The organism is Paenibacillus sp. MABNR03, from assembly GCF_050455445.1.
In the GTDB taxonomy this organism is placed as follows: domain Bacteria; phylum Bacillota; class Bacilli; order Paenibacillales; family Paenibacillaceae; genus Paenibacillus; species Paenibacillus xylanilyticus.
In genome coordinates, this window is the sequence record NZ_JBCIYR010000001.1 from 595,840 (window position 1) to 612,331 (window position 16,492).

General features: G+C 47.1%; 11 protein-coding genes. 9 read left to right on the top strand and 2 right to left on the bottom strand.

The genetic code is table 11. From position 1 onward, the window contains the following. The first annotated feature begins 238 nt into the window (after positions 1–238). The 3 genes from AAIH57_RS02620 (at position 239) to AAIH57_RS02630 (ending at position 4,849) form a co-directional block, all read left to right on the top strand. Positions 239–1,222: a LacI family DNA-binding transcriptional regulator gene (locus AAIH57_RS02620; RefSeq protein ID WP_430020439.1), complete on the top strand. Its 984-nt coding sequence runs from the start codon at positions 239–241 to the stop codon at positions 1,220–1,222. A 163-nt stretch (positions 1,223–1,385) separates the two neighbouring features. Then, complete coding sequence (locus tag AAIH57_RS02625) at positions 1,386–2,861, top strand: glycoside hydrolase family 32 protein (protein WP_430020440.1); 1,476 nt, start codon at positions 1,386–1,388, stop codon at positions 2,859–2,861. A 26-nt stretch (positions 2,862–2,887) separates the two neighbouring features. Then, complete coding sequence (locus tag AAIH57_RS02630) at positions 2,888–4,849, top strand: sucrose-specific PTS transporter subunit IIBC (protein ID WP_175396350.1); 1,962 nt, start codon at positions 2,888–2,890, stop codon at positions 4,847–4,849. Positions 4,850–4,932: 83 nt separating this feature from the next. On the opposite strand, the gene AAIH57_RS02635 is transcribed toward AAIH57_RS02630, so the two are convergent. Together AAIH57_RS02635 and AAIH57_RS02640 are read right to left on the bottom strand one after the other, a co-directional pair. Further along, the gene (locus tag AAIH57_RS02635) at positions 4,933–5,832 is read right to left on the bottom strand and encodes a manganese catalase family protein (protein WP_430020441.1); all 900 of its coding nucleotides are present in this window, start codon (positions 5,830–5,832) and stop codon (positions 4,933–4,935) included. Positions 5,833–5,961: 129 nt separating this feature from the next. Next, positions 5,962–7,686 carry a cellulase family glycosylhydrolase gene (locus tag AAIH57_RS02640; RefSeq protein WP_430020442.1) on the bottom strand — a complete coding sequence of 575 codons (1,725 nt, stop codon included), beginning with the start codon at positions 7,684–7,686 and terminating at the stop codon, positions 5,962–5,964. Between the two features lie 445 nt (positions 7,687–8,131). On the opposite strand from AAIH57_RS02640, the gene AAIH57_RS02645 reads away from it, so the two are divergent. The 6 genes from AAIH57_RS02645 (at position 8,132) to AAIH57_RS02670 (ending at position 16,459) form a co-directional block, all read left to right on the top strand. Beyond that, entirely contained in the window at positions 8,132–9,928 is a 1,797-nt protein-coding gene (locus tag AAIH57_RS02645) for a sensor histidine kinase (protein WP_430020443.1), read from the top strand. A 24-nt stretch (positions 9,929–9,952) separates the two neighbouring features. Next, positions 9,953–10,708 (top strand): response regulator transcription factor, encoded by a 756-nt coding sequence (locus tag AAIH57_RS02650; protein WP_430020444.1) that lies wholly within the window; start codon positions 9,953–9,955, stop codon positions 10,706–10,708. Between the two features lie 154 nt (positions 10,709–10,862). Further along, positions 10,863–12,176, top strand: coding sequence for an ABC transporter substrate-binding protein (locus AAIH57_RS02655; protein WP_312884299.1), 1,314 nt, complete (start codon positions 10,863–10,865; stop codon positions 12,174–12,176). Between the two features lie 266 nt (positions 12,177–12,442). Continuing rightward, positions 12,443–13,324 (top strand): carbohydrate ABC transporter permease, encoded by an 882-nt coding sequence (locus tag AAIH57_RS02660; protein ID WP_175396355.1) that lies wholly within the window; start codon positions 12,443–12,445, stop codon positions 13,322–13,324. Positions 13,325–13,346: 22 nt separating this feature from the next. Then, complete coding sequence (locus AAIH57_RS02665; RefSeq protein WP_175396356.1) at positions 13,347–14,192, top strand: carbohydrate ABC transporter permease; 846 nt, start codon at positions 13,347–13,349, stop codon at positions 14,190–14,192. A 5-nt stretch (positions 14,193–14,197) separates the two neighbouring features. After that, the gene (locus AAIH57_RS02670) at positions 14,198–16,459 is read left to right on the top strand and encodes an FAD-dependent oxidoreductase (protein ID WP_430020445.1); all 2,262 of its coding nucleotides are present in this window, start codon (positions 14,198–14,200) and stop codon (positions 16,457–16,459) included. Positions 16,460–16,492 lie beyond the last annotated feature (33 nt).

Consider the following 16,492-nt stretch of genomic DNA (forward strand, 5'->3'; position numbering starts at 1 on the left):
ACTCTTTCCGTCATAGCCTGTCATTTATATTCATCATGAATTTCTATTCCATCGTGCACGATATGAATTGAAGTTATACTAGCATGTACTCATTCTGTATGCAATAAAACGAAGTAATGCCACAAAACAATAACGCTGTACTGCATCACAATGACATTCGCCACGACAACTACAACCAAGTATAATAAGAAGGATGTATCATCCATTTTATTTCAAGCTGAACACAAGAGGAGTAACTATGAACAAAACCATTTCCGATATCGCTCAACTGGCCGGTGTGGCCAAAAGTACGGTCTCCCGTTTTCTCAATGGCGGCTCCGTCAGTGAAGATACACGTCAGAAGATTGAGCGAATCATCAAACAATACAATTACGTACCAAATACATTTGCGCAGAGCCTCAAAGCGAAGAAGACCAGCATTATCGGCACGGTCGTTCCAAGGCTCGACTCTTTTGCGACATCTCAGACATTGATCGGCATTGATGAAGAATTAAGAAGCAATCATTACCAGATGCTGATCGCCAATACAAGTCAGGACATGCAGCGTGAGATTGATGCCATTTATGACTTTGCAAGGCAGAAGGTGTCGGGCATTATCCTACTTGCTGCTGAAGTGACGGAAGCACATCTGACAGCCGTTGAAGAGATTGGTATTCCGGTACTCTTGTTGGGACAGCAGCATGAACGCCTGCACAGTCTGGTACATAATGACGATCAGGCCGGATATGAAATGGGTAGATATGTGGTAGCGAAGGGACATCGCCAGATTGTCTATATTGGGGTAACAGAGAAAGACCAAGCCGTTGGCATTCACCGAAGACAAGGCTTTCAGCGCGCTATTGCCGAATGCGGCGAGTGTGATGTGACCTACTATGAGACAAGTTTCAAAATGTCTGAAGCGACTGTTACAGCAGAAGCCGTTCTGAACGACAACAGACCGACCATGATTGTAGGTGCAACCGACAATATTGCACTTGGTGTAATGAAGACGGCTTTTTCCAACAGAATCCGAATACCTCATGAACTATCGGTTGCCGGATTCGGCGGATATGATATTACGGAAATGATTCACCCGGCACTGACTACGGTGAAGTATCATTATTCACAAGCGGGTAAATTGGCAGCGAATCATATGATTCGTCAGATTGCAGGTGAGCCGGTAGAGAAACGAACTGTACTTGATGTGGAACTGATTCCCCGAGAAAGCGTTGACAATCTATAAACATATCCTTTATGATAATTCCATCGAACCGGTTCCATTCGTTCTTTTGTACGAATTGGAATGAAGGTTCTGGCAGATTGTGCCATATGGAATTATTTTTTTGATTGCATTGGAACCGGTTCCTCTTGGTGTTTATGATTTTGGTAAGGATGGGAGATACGTTATGAAAATGACCAGAGAGCAGCGCTACAGACTCATTGAGCAGGCGGAAGAGGGAGAAATTGAGAATTTGGAAGCATTGATTTCTGCCTGCTCGTGGAGACAGTCCTATCATATTCAGCCCATTACGGGCTTACTGAATGATCCGAACGGATTTTCCTTTTATCAAGGACATTATCATCTCTTCTATCAATGGTTTCCTCTGGGAACAGAGCATGGAATGAAATACTGGTACCATGTTCGTTCAACAGACCTTGTGAACTGGGAGATGATGGGGATCGGCATTCCGCCTGGTGATCCATTCGATTCACATGGTGCCTATTCAGGGAGTGGAATTGTCAAGAATGGCAAACTGCATCTGCTCTATACCGGCAACACTCGGGATGAAGCATGGGTCAGACATCCGTATCAGTGTTTGGCGATTATGGATGAAAGCGGTTCAGTTGTGAAAGCCGAGCAGCCGGTTATATCCTCGGTACCACCCGGGTATACGGAACATTTCAGGGACCCGAAAGTTTGGCAGGATGAGGATATCTATTATTGTGTAATTGGAGCACAGCGGACGGATGAGACAGGATGTACGGTGCTTTATCGATCATCTGACCTCACAGCGTGGGAGTTTCTGGGTGAGATCCAGACTCATCTATCACATTTCGGCTACATGTGGGAGTGTCCGGATTACATCGAAATGGATGGCAAGGGCATACTTCTTTTTTCGCCTCAGGGCATTGAAAGTGATGGGGATTTATATAACAACATTTTTCAGTCGGGCTACCTCATTGGCGAACCATTGAATCTTCAGACAAGAGAGTTCCAGCATGGTGAGTTTCAGGAACTGGACCGTGGATTCGACTTCTATGCTCCACAGACAATGGCAGCGCCGGATGGAAGACGTATTTTGGTCGGATGGTTGGGACTTCCCGAAGTGGAGTATCCAACGGATGCGAGTGGGTGGGCGCACTGTCTCACGATCCCGCGGCAGCTGTCATTGAGAGACGGCAAACTCATTCAGCAGCCTGTAGCTGAAATGGCGAAGCTGCGTCAGCAGGCACAGGGGAGTTGTTACCAAACAATTCTGGAGAACAGCTCTGAAACCATTGCTGCATTTGACGGGATTGCCTATGAGCTGGAATGTGAAATCAGTCATTTTGATGCTGAGCGTTTCGGGATTGAATTTCGAACTGGCGCTGAAGAAAAGACCGTTTTGAAATACGATCGACTCCAGCAGAAATTAATACTGGACCGATCCTTATCAGGTGCTCCAATGAAAGGTGTGAATGGCACGGTACGCCAATGCAAGCTGAACGGAGATGTGATCAAGTTACAACTGTTTGTGGATACTTCCTCGGTTGAAATCTTTGTCAACGATGGGGAAGAGGTGTTCACAAGCCGGATTTTCCCGAGTCCGGAAAGCGGGGGAATTCGCTTTTTTGCAAGTGGAGGTAAGGCAGAATTTAAAGCAACCAAATGGGATTACTAGATATCAGGTGAGAGGGATGAAATACCATGTCGGATAATCAACAGATCGCCAAGGAAGTCATTCGTGCCATTGGGGGCAAGGATAATATTGCTTCATTTGCTCACTGCGCGACACGGCTGCGAATTATGGTGAATGACAAGGACAAAATTGATCAGAAACAGGTCGAAAACATAGATAAGGTCAAAGGTGCCTTTTTCAATTCGGGGCAATATCAGATCATCTTTGGGACAGGAACCGTGAACCGGATCTTCGAAGAAGTCGAGAAGCTGGGGATTGAAGGGTCCTCCAAGGAAGACGTGAAGAATCAGGGGAAAAAGGAAGGCAATGCATTTCAACGGGCGATCCGCACGTTCGGAGATGTGTTCGTACCCATTATTCCTGTGCTGGTGGCTACAGGGTTATTCATGGGGCTACGCGGACTACTTACCCAGAACGAGATTCTGTCTTTGTTCGGTGCAACACCTGAGGACATCTCGCCCAATTTCCTGTTGTTTACTCAAGTTCTGACGGATACGGCTTTTGCATTCCTGCCAGCACTGGTGGCATGGTCTGCATTCCGCGTGTTTGGCGGCAGCCCTGTGCTCGGGATCGTACTCGGTCTGATGCTTGTGAATCCGGCATTGCCGAATGCCTATTCGGTTGCAGATGGATCAGCGCAGGCACTGCACATGTTTGGATTTATACCCGTGGTCGGTTATCAAGGATCTGTTTTGCCAGCGTTTTTCGTAGGTCTCATTGGAGCAAAGTTCGAGAAGTTTTTGAGAAGACGCGTGCCAGAGGCGCTGGACCTGATCCTCACACCTTTTATCACACTGACGGTTATGATCACATTGGGACTCTTTGCCATCGGTCCTGTCTTTCATTCACTCGAAGAGTGGGTGCTGCATGGGACGACAGCCGTTTTGGACCTCCCATTCGGCATTGCCGGGATAATTATTGGTTTCTTCAATCAGATTATTGTCGTTACCGGTGTACATCACATCTTTAACTTTTTGGAAATCCAGCTGCTGGAGAAAACGGGTTATAATCCGTTTAACGCCATCGTCACATCTGCGATGGCTGCACAAGGAGCAGCTTGTTTAGCCGTAGGATTAAAAACAAAGAATACGAAACTCAAGGCACTGGCGCTGCCATCGTCATTGTCCGCTTTTCTGGGAATTAGCGAACCCGCCATTTTTGGAGTAAATCTTCGTTTCATGAAACCGTTCATTATGGGACTGGTTGGCGGCGGAGTCGGCGGTTTTCTCGCATCCTTGTTCCATCTGAAGGGAACGGGCATGGCTGTAACGGTCATCCCTGGAACATTGCTGTATCTGAACAGCCAGCTGCCCCTCTACATTCTTGTCAATGTAGTTGCCGTGGGTGTGGCCTTTGCGTTAACCTGGTTCTTTGGTTACAAGGATCAGCCGCTTGCTGCAGAGGAGATAACGAACAGAGGGAATGAGAGTGATTCTTCCGCTGTACCAACCGCAAGTATGGATGACAATACCAACCATACAGAGACGTATCGTCCCAAAGTGGATAAGCTGGAGATTGCTTCGCCGATGACAGGTACAGCGGTTGCTTTGGCCAACGTACCTGACCCTGCATTCTCAGAGAAACATATGGGTGAAGGCATTGCCATTGAACCTACCGAAGGCAAAGTATACGCGCCCTTTGATGGTGTCGTCGCCCATGTCATGAACAAGAGCAAACACGCGGTTATTCTGGAGCATGAGACTGGTCTTCAGATGCTTGTGCATATTGGAATCAATACGGTAGGTTTGAAGGGAGAAGGATTTACGGCGCATGTCCAAAGCGGCGATGTGATCACTGCAGGACAATTATTGATTGAGTTTGACATGAACGCCATTCAGGCTGCGGGCCTGCCATTAATCACGCCTGTATTGATCCCGAACGGAAATGAAACCATTGAAGAGGTACAGACTGCGAAGACTGGCCATGTGCAAGCCAATGGGGAAGCCATCCTTGTTGTAAAATTTAATTAAAACTCTTGAACAGGCAGAGAGATCTGGTGCACTGCCGTATACCAGATTCTTTGCCTGTTTTTTGGTATCCATAAATAAAAAAACTATAGTCCGGCGTGCCGCTTCAGCCGCTCTGCAATTTGCAGCAGATCCTCTGCTGATACACCCGGGGCGAATTCTTCCGGCAGATCGGGCAGTTCGGGGATGCTGCCACTGTGACCAGGAAGTCCTGCAAAAGCCTCCAGTTTTCCGCCATCTATCGGATGGGTGCCTTTCCAGATCTGGGCGATGTTCTGATAGTCCTTGTCACTAAAGGTGTACAGCCTGCGATGTTCGCCCATGGCTTCCCATTTTCGGGTCGTATCAAACACTTTATTATCGAGGCGCGGAATAGGGAACATCTTCGTTACATCGACGCCGGTTGCAATCTGCAGTGCCTTGGCATAGGCCAGAATATGTACGCCTCCACGCACAAGCAAATACCCTGTCATCTCTCGGGCAGTCGGATGATCCGTCATCTCGTAAACTCTCATCTTGTGGGTACGTGCGCCGCATTCAAGAAAGAAGTTATGCAGCAGGTCAAAGATCAGATTGCCGCTGCTGACGACATATGAACCGTTCCAGGGTCTGCCCATGGAATCATAAGGGAGTGCCGTTTGGGCCGATTCGATAAAATGTGAAGTCATGCGAGCATCCTTGCCTGCGCGCAGTGGAGTAGTGTCGGGGTCTCCCGGGGAAGTGGTTCCCACCAGCATCAGATTAATGGTATTGGCGACAAGCTCCACATGACCAAATTCTTCAGCCGTAATACTTGCCACAATATCGTAAAAGGCACGCAGCTTTTTCTTGCCCCGGAAATTGAAGGACTGAAACATGTAGTTATTTAGCGTGGACATCTCCCCAAACTTTCCACCCAGCAGTTCCTGAACTGCGCTTGCTCCATTGGGATCCGGGTTGTTGGAGATCGGCAGTTCAATCGCCAGGCGATCTACCCGTTTAAACATAATATTTCCTCCTCAAGCCAAATTACTGTAAAGGTATGAGGCATTCCTTGTACGTTATTCGGACATTTAGACAAAACAAAAACGTTCTGTTCAGAGCCTTGCTCTGAACAGAACGTTTGTATTCCGATGTTAAGACGTTTTTCCAACGACACTTGTGCCGCTCTTCGTAATTTTATACGTAATTACGTCTCCACTCCAGAAATGGAATTTGAGAATAACCTCACCATCATTCGTTTCGTTAAAGAAGTTGGGTTTCAATTCGATAACGTTGCGGCTGTAATCCGGGCTGAAGGTGTAGGAGAACTCCTTAAACGAAGTCCAGTTTTGCGGACCTGCGTTACCACCGCTTGCATACGTCGCTTCCATGGTGGCCAGCTGGTTTCCGTTAAAGGTCGTTGGAATGGCAAAAGATTCAGTAGTTCCCGTTACATCGCTCAGTACGGGCGTATCATACGTAATGATATTCAGGTTCCAGTTGGCACCTTTATTGAATTTGGCTGTCAGCTTCGCATTCACGCCCAGATTGCCGGAAGCCGTGAGTCTGGTCAGCAGACTGGATTTCAGGGTCAGGACATCACCGCGAATAGTGTAGTCTTTGCCTTTGGCAAGCTTTTTGCTACCGTGAGCAAGGGATTTGAAGGTGTTCCCATTCAGGTTCAATTTGATGGTTTGATCTTGAATGGCTGCACCTTTTTTGAGGTGGACCAAGTCGGATTCGGCAGTGGATGAACGACCCTTCCAGCTCGCTTTCATCGTGTTATACAGGTCAGGGTCAGACCAGGTAAAGTTGGTGCGGCTGAAATGCTGGCCGTTATCCCACAGCATGGTCGTCATCTTTTTCTGACGCAGGTATTGGCCGATGAATTCGAAGAATTTCAATTTCTCACCCTGCTCGATGACACCTGTATGTTGGTCGAAGCCCAGCAAGCCATATTCACCGACAATCACAGGAATGCCTTTGGCTACAAATGCGTTATACACACGATCGAATGTATCGGTAATATCTTTTTGTACTTCTTCGTTGAATTTGGTATAACCTGCGATATTCACACTGAATGGCCAGAAGCCATAGTAATGTACGGTTGCGATAATGTTCGGATCATTTAATTTCGTAATGGTTTGAGTCAACGCATCCAGATCGGCTTGTGCAGACGATGTATGCAATGTTGGGAGAACGAGTGGACGTGTCGTGTTTTTCCCACCCGAGTCTCTTACGATTTTGTGGAAAGAAGTATTAAGCTCATCGAGCAAACGGTATGAGACAGCTGTGTCGGTCGTTCCTCCCTCGGTAAACCGGGGCTCATTGACACTCTCGAACATCAGCTTGGACGAAGCGTTTTTGAATTGATTCGCGATCTGGGTCCAGGCCGCATTGTAACGTGCGAGCACATTGTCATGGTCTTTCTCCATGTAGCTGATCCATCGCCAGGAATCATGGTGAAGATTAATCATGACATAAAGGTTGGCATCGAGTGCCCAATTCACCACTTCCTGCACACGGTTCATGTAAGCGGGATCAATGGTGTAGTCGGGTGCTTCACCGATATGAGCCTCCCAGGTCACGGGAATACGAATGCTTTTATAACCTTGTTTCGCAATCTGCTGAATCAGTTCCTTGGTAATCCGCGGGTTACCCCAGGCGGTCTCATCTTCGCCCACAGCGTCGAGTGAATTACCCAAGTTCCAGCCTGGTTCCATGGCGCTGACGTAGGACTGAATTTTGGTAGGAGCAGCAGGTTTACTTGGCTTGCCTTTGTGATCAGGAGCCGCAGAGGCGATGGCAGAAGAGAACAGGGACAGGATCAGAGCTGTTACCAGCGTGAGGGATAGAACATTCTTACGACTTTTCTTCATAAACAGTGTCTCCTTCATTTTGGGATGTTGAACTGAAGAATTTTGCTTGCTTGATCTGAGTAAAAGCTCATTCATAAAACAGTCCAGACAGATTGTACGAAGGATGCATCACCTCTAAATTATGTATTGAAAGCGTTTTCGTAGATGTTAATATATCATGATATAAAAGAAGTGAATACCATTATAATTGGAATAGAATTCATATAAAAATTAGTGATATACTGCATATCGGGATGTAGGAGACGAAATCGTTCCATAACAAGCTTGATATTAATGAAAATACACGCTTAATGTGTAGATATGTTCTATTCAATGAGAAATATGTTTCTATGACGGAAGTGTATTGTTCCTTAAAATGAATAATGAAGGTGGGAAAGTCAGCCATCCAGGTTTAGCTGCAGGTGATATAATGAGTTACCAGAGGCAGCAAAAGGAGTCGGTTTTGATGCGGAAGTGGCTGGGGTGGATGATCCCCCATAAGCTTAAATACCGTTTGTTTGCAGGTTTCGCGCTTGTCATTCTGCTTCCATTCAGCATTCTCAATCTGTACAATTATGAAAAAATCGAATCGCTCGTGCAGCAGAAAATCAGTGAACAGAGTCATGAACAGCTGGATAATCTCCACCAGTCTCTGGAGGATCAGCTAAGTATCGCTTTTAAAACATTAATCTTTCTGGAACAGGACTCCGAAGTTCGCCGGATTCTTCAAAATCCCGACGAGCACACCATTTTGGACAACAAGGAGCGTATGGAGGACAAATTCAAAGGTTTGAATAACAGCTTTTTTCTCTACAATCCATCCGTTTATTTTACCCTGCTCGATCAAGACGGGCATATTTACACCTCATATCAACCCAAGGTTCCGCTAGACTATGACACCATTACATCAGATCGTTCCTTTTTGGCACTCAAGGACAGCGGGACTTCATACGTGTGGACGTCCAATGATGAGAATTATGTATCCCGTGACGTCACAAGGAGTCCAACGCTCTTATCCCTGTACGCCAAACTGCGTGATCGCAATAACAATACTTACGGACTGGCAAGAATCAGCATCGATTTCTCCTATTGGTTCCAGTCTGTATTGCAAAAGTCCGAGAGTGACCAGCTCTATTTTATCATGACCCGCCAAGGCGAAGTGATTGCTCGTTCCAATTCCGACTCTTGGCTGTCAGATGAAGTCGTTCGGGAAGTTTCCAGGGAGGCCAGTAACGGCTACTGGACAGACCGATCAAGTGAATCACTCATTAATTACAGTTATCTGCCTTCCCTGGATTGGTACATGGTGAACCGTATTCCGCTGCAAGTATTGTTTGGTGAGATTGAGAGCCTGAAGAGACATTATTTTGTAACCTTCTATGCCATTACTGCCATGTTTATTGCCATCGCCTTTATGATTGCCTATACGTTTACACGACCGTTATCCCGTTTGCAGGTCAAAATGAAGGAAGCGGTTGGCAAGGATCTGCGCATTCGGCTGCCTGAGGAGAATCACCGGGGAGAGGTGCTGGATCTGACCCGAACCTTCAATACGATGATGGTAGACATGAACCGATTGGTTCAACAGCTTCGTATCGAAGAGAGGCAGAAGGATGCCGTTCATTTTCAGATGCTTCTTGCTCAGATGAATCCTCATTTTCTGCTCAATACGCTTAATACACTGAAATGGATCGGTTTGCGCAACGGGAATGAAGAAACGGTGGAAATATGTCTTTCACTCGGTAAACTGCTGGAAACCAGTCTCAATTCAGATGTGGATCTCATTCTCCTTCGCGATGAAATGGAGCTGACGCGAGCTTTTTTGTATATTCAACAAGTCAGATATGGAAATGTTTTTGATATAGAGTTCAGTTATGACGAAGAATTGCTGTATGCTCTGGTTCCCAAGCTCAGTCTGCAGCCTTTGATTGATAATGCAATTCGTCATGGGATCGGCAACATGACCGAGGGAGGACGAATACAGATCCGCATGTTCAGAAATGCTGCCATGCCCGATCGTTTGACGCTGGAGGTAGAAGATAACGGGGTAGGCATGGAGCAGTCAAAAAACAACAGGGAGCAGGGACGCCAGAGACCGAGTATAGGATTGCAAAATATCAGGGAGCGACTGAGACTTCTGTTTAAGGATAAAGCAGAACTCGAAGTAATCTCATTAGAACAGGGTACGCTCTGCCAAATTCATCTGCCGGTATTGCTGTCCGAGCCGTACGCGAACGAAACATTAGGCAACAAGGATCATTAGGATTAACGGAATGGAGGAACTTCGATGTGGAAGGTATTGCTGGTGGAAGATGAGACATTCGTTCGGGAGTCCGTGAAAGAGATTATTCGCTGGGAGGACATGGGCTTCACGCTTGCAGGAGAAGCAAGTAATGGATTGGAAGCGTTACCAATGATTAAGCAGGATCCTCCTGATCTTGTCCTATGTGACATTGTGATGCCGCAAATGGACGGATTAATGCTGCTTCAGGAAACAAGAAAGGCCGGTATTCAATCCAAGTTTGTGATGCTGACGTGCATGGGTGACTTTGAATCGATGCGACAGGCCATGGAATATGGAGCTTCCAATTATATTCTGAAATTGTCGATGAGTGTGAAGGATCTGCGGGAAACCCTCGTTAAGGTAAGCAAGGAATTATCGAATCAGGGCGTGACGACGGAGCGTGCAAGTCGCCCTGCATCCACAGCACCCAAGGAAAAGATCACGCATCCGGAAGTGAATAAAATCATTCAATATATCGAACAGCATTATGATCAGGATATTACACTGAAATTCCTCGCACGTCATGTCATGATGGGGGAAAACTACGTGAGTGCCCTGTTTAAAAAGAAAACCGGAGAGACATTAATTCACTATTTGCATCGAATACGAATTAACAAGGCGATAGAATACCTAACAGACACCGACTGGCCAGTGAATCAGATTGGTCATCACGTTGGTTTTATGAACGATAATTATTTTATCAAAATCTTCAAACGAATGACGGGGACAACCCCAAGTCAGTACCGGCAGCAGCAATAGAACAAAATGATTACCAAGAACAATTGATAGCGGTTTCAACTGTGTATTTCTGTTCCATGGTGATCATGATTCTGTTACTTACGACTGTTCTCACTCATTTGCTATCCTTAAGTTGCAAACTTCAATCCAGAATTTACGAGGGGGTCGTCTCTTGGTGAGAAAAAAAAGCTTGGTTGCACGAATGGTATCTCTTGTCCTTGTCGTGGGCATGATCGCAGGTTGCTCCAATGATTCAGGTTCAAATGCACAGACGGGTGCGTCTGAAAATTCCGGTGATACAGTCAAGCTGAAAATGTGGGGAGGTGTACCGCCGGAAGCAGGACCACAGGCTGTTATTGATGTGTGGAACAAAGAGCATCCCGAAACACAGATTGAATATGTTCGTTTTGTAAATGATGACGAAGGCAATCTGAAGCTGGATACGGCTATTATGACAGGGCAGGACGTGGATCTGTTTGTGAACTATACGATTTCCCATACGGCCAAAAGGGTGGCATCCGGCGCAGCAGCGGATCTCAGTTCATTCACGGACTATAACATCGACGAGAAAATGGGCACGGATGCAGCAGGATGGAAAATCGATGGGAAGTATTATGGAGTTCCAACCACGAAGAGCACTTATTTTGTGGCACTGAACAAGGACGCGCTCGACGCAGCCAATCTTCCTGTTCCGAAGGATTGGACCTGGGATGAAATGCGAGAATATGCGAAAAAGCTAAAAAAAGACACTGGATATGGCTTTATCCAGAACACGGAACCATTTGTTGATTCAATTGATTCGGTGCTGTCACAGGAAGGGTACACCAAAGCCGACGGAACTTCCAACCTGGATCACCCCATGGTGAGAAAGTGGATGGAAACGCTGAATGCCATGATGGTTGAAGACAAGACGACACCCCCGCTCGGAGAGCAGCTGACTTCGAAGATGCCTGTGGAACAAATGTTTCTGAGCGGGGAGGTGCCGATGCTGAACATTGGGGCCTGGCTCCTGCGCAGCTCCAACAATTTCACCGATTACCCGCGTGATTTTAAAATTGCCTTCGCACCGGTACCACGATTGTCAGAAGATAAGGATAGTTATGTGACACGAGGTGGTCTGGGAGACTACATTTCCATCAATGCAAAATCCAAACACCAGGAAGCGGCATGGGAATTTTTGAAATGGTATGCAGATGGCGGAATGGCTCCGATGGCAGAGGGCGGTCGATTCCCGGCTTCCAAGGATGCAGATCAGGATAAAGCCTTGGAGAGCATGCTCGGGGACAAGAAAGATACGTATGATCTGGAGTCTTTGATGTATGTCATGTTTGATTACAAAGCGCCAACTTATGTTCGAACTGTGCCTCAGGAAGTGATGGATTTGCGTGCGCAGGAGTACGAAAAGTATTTTCTGGGCGCTCAGGATCTGAATACGACCATCTCGGCCATGGTCACTCGTCATAATGAGTATCTCAAGACGGCAAAATAATTAAGGAAAGAACTACAGTTTTAATCAAAAATGTAGAATATCACAAGGGATTGCCCCGTTTCATGGTGGCAGTCTCTTTGTTTTTTCGGCAGCATGCTGCGCTGCCATTGAATAGAACAAATTAATGTTTCCCCATAACAAGACCGCCGTGGCAAAGCGCTTTTTTGCATCAATCTGTTTTATGAACAAGGTGGATTTGTTACTTATGGGAACCACGACAGGTTGGTAGACTTGGGTTATCCCTGGAAGAAACGAGGCGAAGACCAATGCATAACAACTGGATGAGAAGACAGCGCATGCTGGGATATATTTTTGTCGGTCCAAACATGTTGGGGGTACTGCTCTTTTTCCTGATCCCGGCAGTCTATTCTTTCGGTCTCATGTTTACAGATTACAAATTTATGAACCCGGATATGGCGTTTATCGGTATGGACAATATGAAGCGATTGGTTAAGGACCCGCTGTTTTATCTTTCCTTGCGCAACACCCTGATTTTTCTGCTCGCAGTGCCTGTCTCTATCGTGCTGGGCTTCATTGTAGCCGTGATTCTGAACCAAAAGATTTATTTGAAAAAGCTGCTGCGTGGGTTGTACTTTATGCCTTACATCACGAGCGGGGTGGCGGTGGCGTTCGTCTGGATGCTGTTGTTTCAGCCGAATCAGGGCCCGATTAACGGTTTCTTGCGCAGTATCGGTGTGGATAACCCACCTGGATGGCTCTCGACGACAACATCATCCATGTATGCCATCGATATCATATGGATCTGGTTTATGCTGGGGTACAACATGATTATTTATCTGGCTGCGTTACAGGAAGTGTCCTCGGAGCTGCTGGAAGCAGCAAAGATGGATGGAGCCAGACCGCTTCAGATCTTGCGAAGAATTATTTGGCCTCTGGTTAGTCCGACCACTTTCCTGCTGTTGATCACAGGACTGATCATGGCCATCAAAACGTTCGGGATAATCCAGGCTACGACGCAGGGAGGACCGGGTAACAGTACAACCATTCTATCCTTGTATGTGTATCAGAATGCTTTCCGGTATTACGACATGGGATACGCCGCAACAGTCTCCTGGGCACTGTTTGCCATCATTCTGCTGATTACCGTTCTTCAGTGGGTTGGCCAAAAACGCTGGGTCCATTACTAAACCAAGAAGGGGGACAGGAAGTATGGAAGTCAAAAAACGTCTATCCATTGTGCAGCCTGGCAGTTTGCTCATCACAATCATTATGTTGGCTCTAGCTATTGTCATGATTATTCCTTTTCTTTGGATGATAAGCACTTCTCTAAAGACACCTATGGAAGTTTTCAAATATCCCATTGAGTGGATTCCGTCCAATCTGACGTGGGAGCATCATCAAAAGGTTTGGTCTGGGGCCAAAAGCTTCGGTACTTACTATTGGAATTCACTGAAAATATCCATCATCGGCATGGTAGGCGCCACGTTTCTGTCCGCCTTTGCGGCGTATGGGTTTGCACGTATTGATTTCAAGGGCCGCAATACGCTGTTTCTGCTCTATCTGTCGATGATGATGATCCCGCCGCAAGTCCTTTTTGTGCCCAAATTCATCATGTTTGAGTGGGCGGGAATCTATAATACCCATTGGGCGCTGATTTTGCCTGGTATGTTCACCATTTTTGGAGTGTTCATGCTTCGCCAGTTTTTCCTGTCCATTCCGAATGAAATATCGGAGTCGGCCTTTATTGATGGTGCAGGACATTTTCGCATATTCTTCCGCCTGATTCTGCCGCTTGCCAAGCCGGCACTCGCCACGCTGGCCATCATTGATTTTTCCTGGCAGTGGAACGACTATGAAAATGCACTTGTGTTTTTGATTGACGAGGATCTGTACACGGTACCTCTGGGACTGCAAAATTTTATTTTGGAAAATACAGTGGATTATAACGGCATGATGGCTGCTGCATCTGCGGGAATTATCCCCATGATCATTGTATTTGCTGTGGGACAGCGTTATATCATTCAAGGATTGACCAATTCTGCTGTGAAAGGGTGATGAGCATGAAAACAGAACAGATCTCCAGTGACATCACAATTGTCGGAGGCGGGTTATCCGGCATCTGTGCTGCGATCGCAGCGGCCAGATTGGGCAGTACAGTTTCACTGATCAATAACCGGCCTGTGCTCGGTGGCAATTCAAGCAGTGAAGTCAGAGTATGGGTGTGTGGTGCAACGGCACATGGAACCAATCGTTATGCCCGTGAGACGGGGATTATGGGTGAATTGTTTGTGGAGAATCAGTACCGCAATCCGGAAGGAAACCCCTATATATGGGATTTGGTTCTATTGGAAGCTATACGTGCAGAAGAGCGGATCACCCTGTTTCTGAATACGGATGTTCACGAGGTGGAGGCAGAAGGTACGGAGGAAGACCGACATATTCGCTCGGTAACGGGATGGATGATGGGATCGGAACGGCGCATTCGCTTCGAAAGTCCGGTATTCCTCGATTGTTCAGGAGATGGCCTGATTGGATTTTTGGCGGGAGCCCGCTATCGTCTGGGGCGGGAGGCTGCACATGAATATGGTGAAGAATGGGCGCCTGAGATTGCTGACCAGATTACGCTGGGCAGCACACTGCTTTTTTATACCCAGGATGCCGGCAGACCTGTTCGTTTCGTGCCTCCGTCTTTCGCCAAAAACATTGAAGAAACACCCATTCCAATCAAACGTGTTATTCGCAGCGGCGATTCGGGCTGTCACTATTGGTGGATCGAGTGGGGGGGCGAGCTGGACACCGTTCATCAGAACGAACGAATCCGGGACGAACTCTGGTCGGTGATATATGGAATCTGGGATTATATTAAAAATTCCGGACAATTCGACGCAGACACCATGACTTTGGAGTGGGTAGGCTCCATTCCAGGGAAGAGAGAATACAGACGCTTTGTCGGAGATTATGTACTGAACCAGAACGATATCCTCGCGCAGGAGCCGTTTGCCGACCGGGTTGCTTTTGGCGGATGGTCCATTGATCTGCACCCGCCACAAGGCATGTACGCTGAAACCAGCGGTTCCAAGCATATGCATGCCGACGGTATCTATCATATTCCTTATCGTTCATTATATTCGGTGAATGTGTCAAACCTGCTTTTTGCAGGGAGAAATGTAAGTGCTTCACATGTGGCGTTTGGCACCACAAGAGTTATGGCTACCTGTGCGGTAATGGGAGAAGCTGCGGGAACAGCTGCTGCGCTCTGTGCGGCCAAAGGGGTTTCGCCGCGTGAAATCCATGACCAGCATCTGGAGGAATTGCAGCAAACGCTGCTGCGGCAGGATGCATCGGTAATTGGACTACGGAATGAAGACCAGCAGGATTTGGCTCCTAAGGCCGTAGTTACAGCTTCAACGACATGCAGCACTATTGCAATCGACCAACCGGATGCGTCCTATGTACTGGAGAGAGATATCGGAATACTCTTTCCCGTTGCCCCTTCGCTTCAGGGAATGGAGTTACTGATATCGGCAGAGGAAGATACCGAACTTCGGGTAGAGCTTTGGGATTCAGGTCGGGGAGAGAACTACGTTCCGGTAAGTCAGCAGATGGATACGATCATTCGTGTAGCACAAGGAGAACAACAATGGGTGCATGTCGACATAAAATGGGAGCCTGCCCATCCACAGAATGCATTTGTTGTTGTGCGGCAGAATGACAAAGTTACACTGTATCAATCGAGCCAGCCAGTAACCGGCATCTTGGCCTTTGAGAAGGGTGCTGCACCGCACGCCGTTGCTGCCTTGGAGGAGCATGACGAGCATCAGCCTGTTGTAGCCTGGAGCATGAAGGCGCTAAACCGCAGGCCATTTTGTTTTCGCATTGCGGGACAGACGGAAGCCTATCAGCCTGAAAAAGTGATCGATGGTTATAAACGCCCTTACGGTGGCCCTCATTCATGGATGTCTCTTCCACTGAATGAGAATGAGAACAGGGAAGCCTGGGTGGAGTTACAATGGGAGAGTTCAGTGACGATCAGGGAGATTCTTCTAACATGGAATGATGATGTGAATGAAGATCTGATCAACCTGCATCATCACCGGACTCCATTCGATATCATTCCAGAGCTGGTCAAAACGTATCGGATTGAGGCAGATGCAGAGGCAGAAGGCAGCAGGGTTCTTATTGAATCCGTACGGGACAATCACCTGCGGACCAATCGGATTGTATTGAAATGTCCCATCTCAACAAAGACTTTACGTATCATAATGGAGGAGACCAATGGAGGCTCATGTGCCGAATTGGTTGAAATACGCGTATATTCATGAAGAGCAGCGCTTATGGCGCTGCTCTTTTGTGTA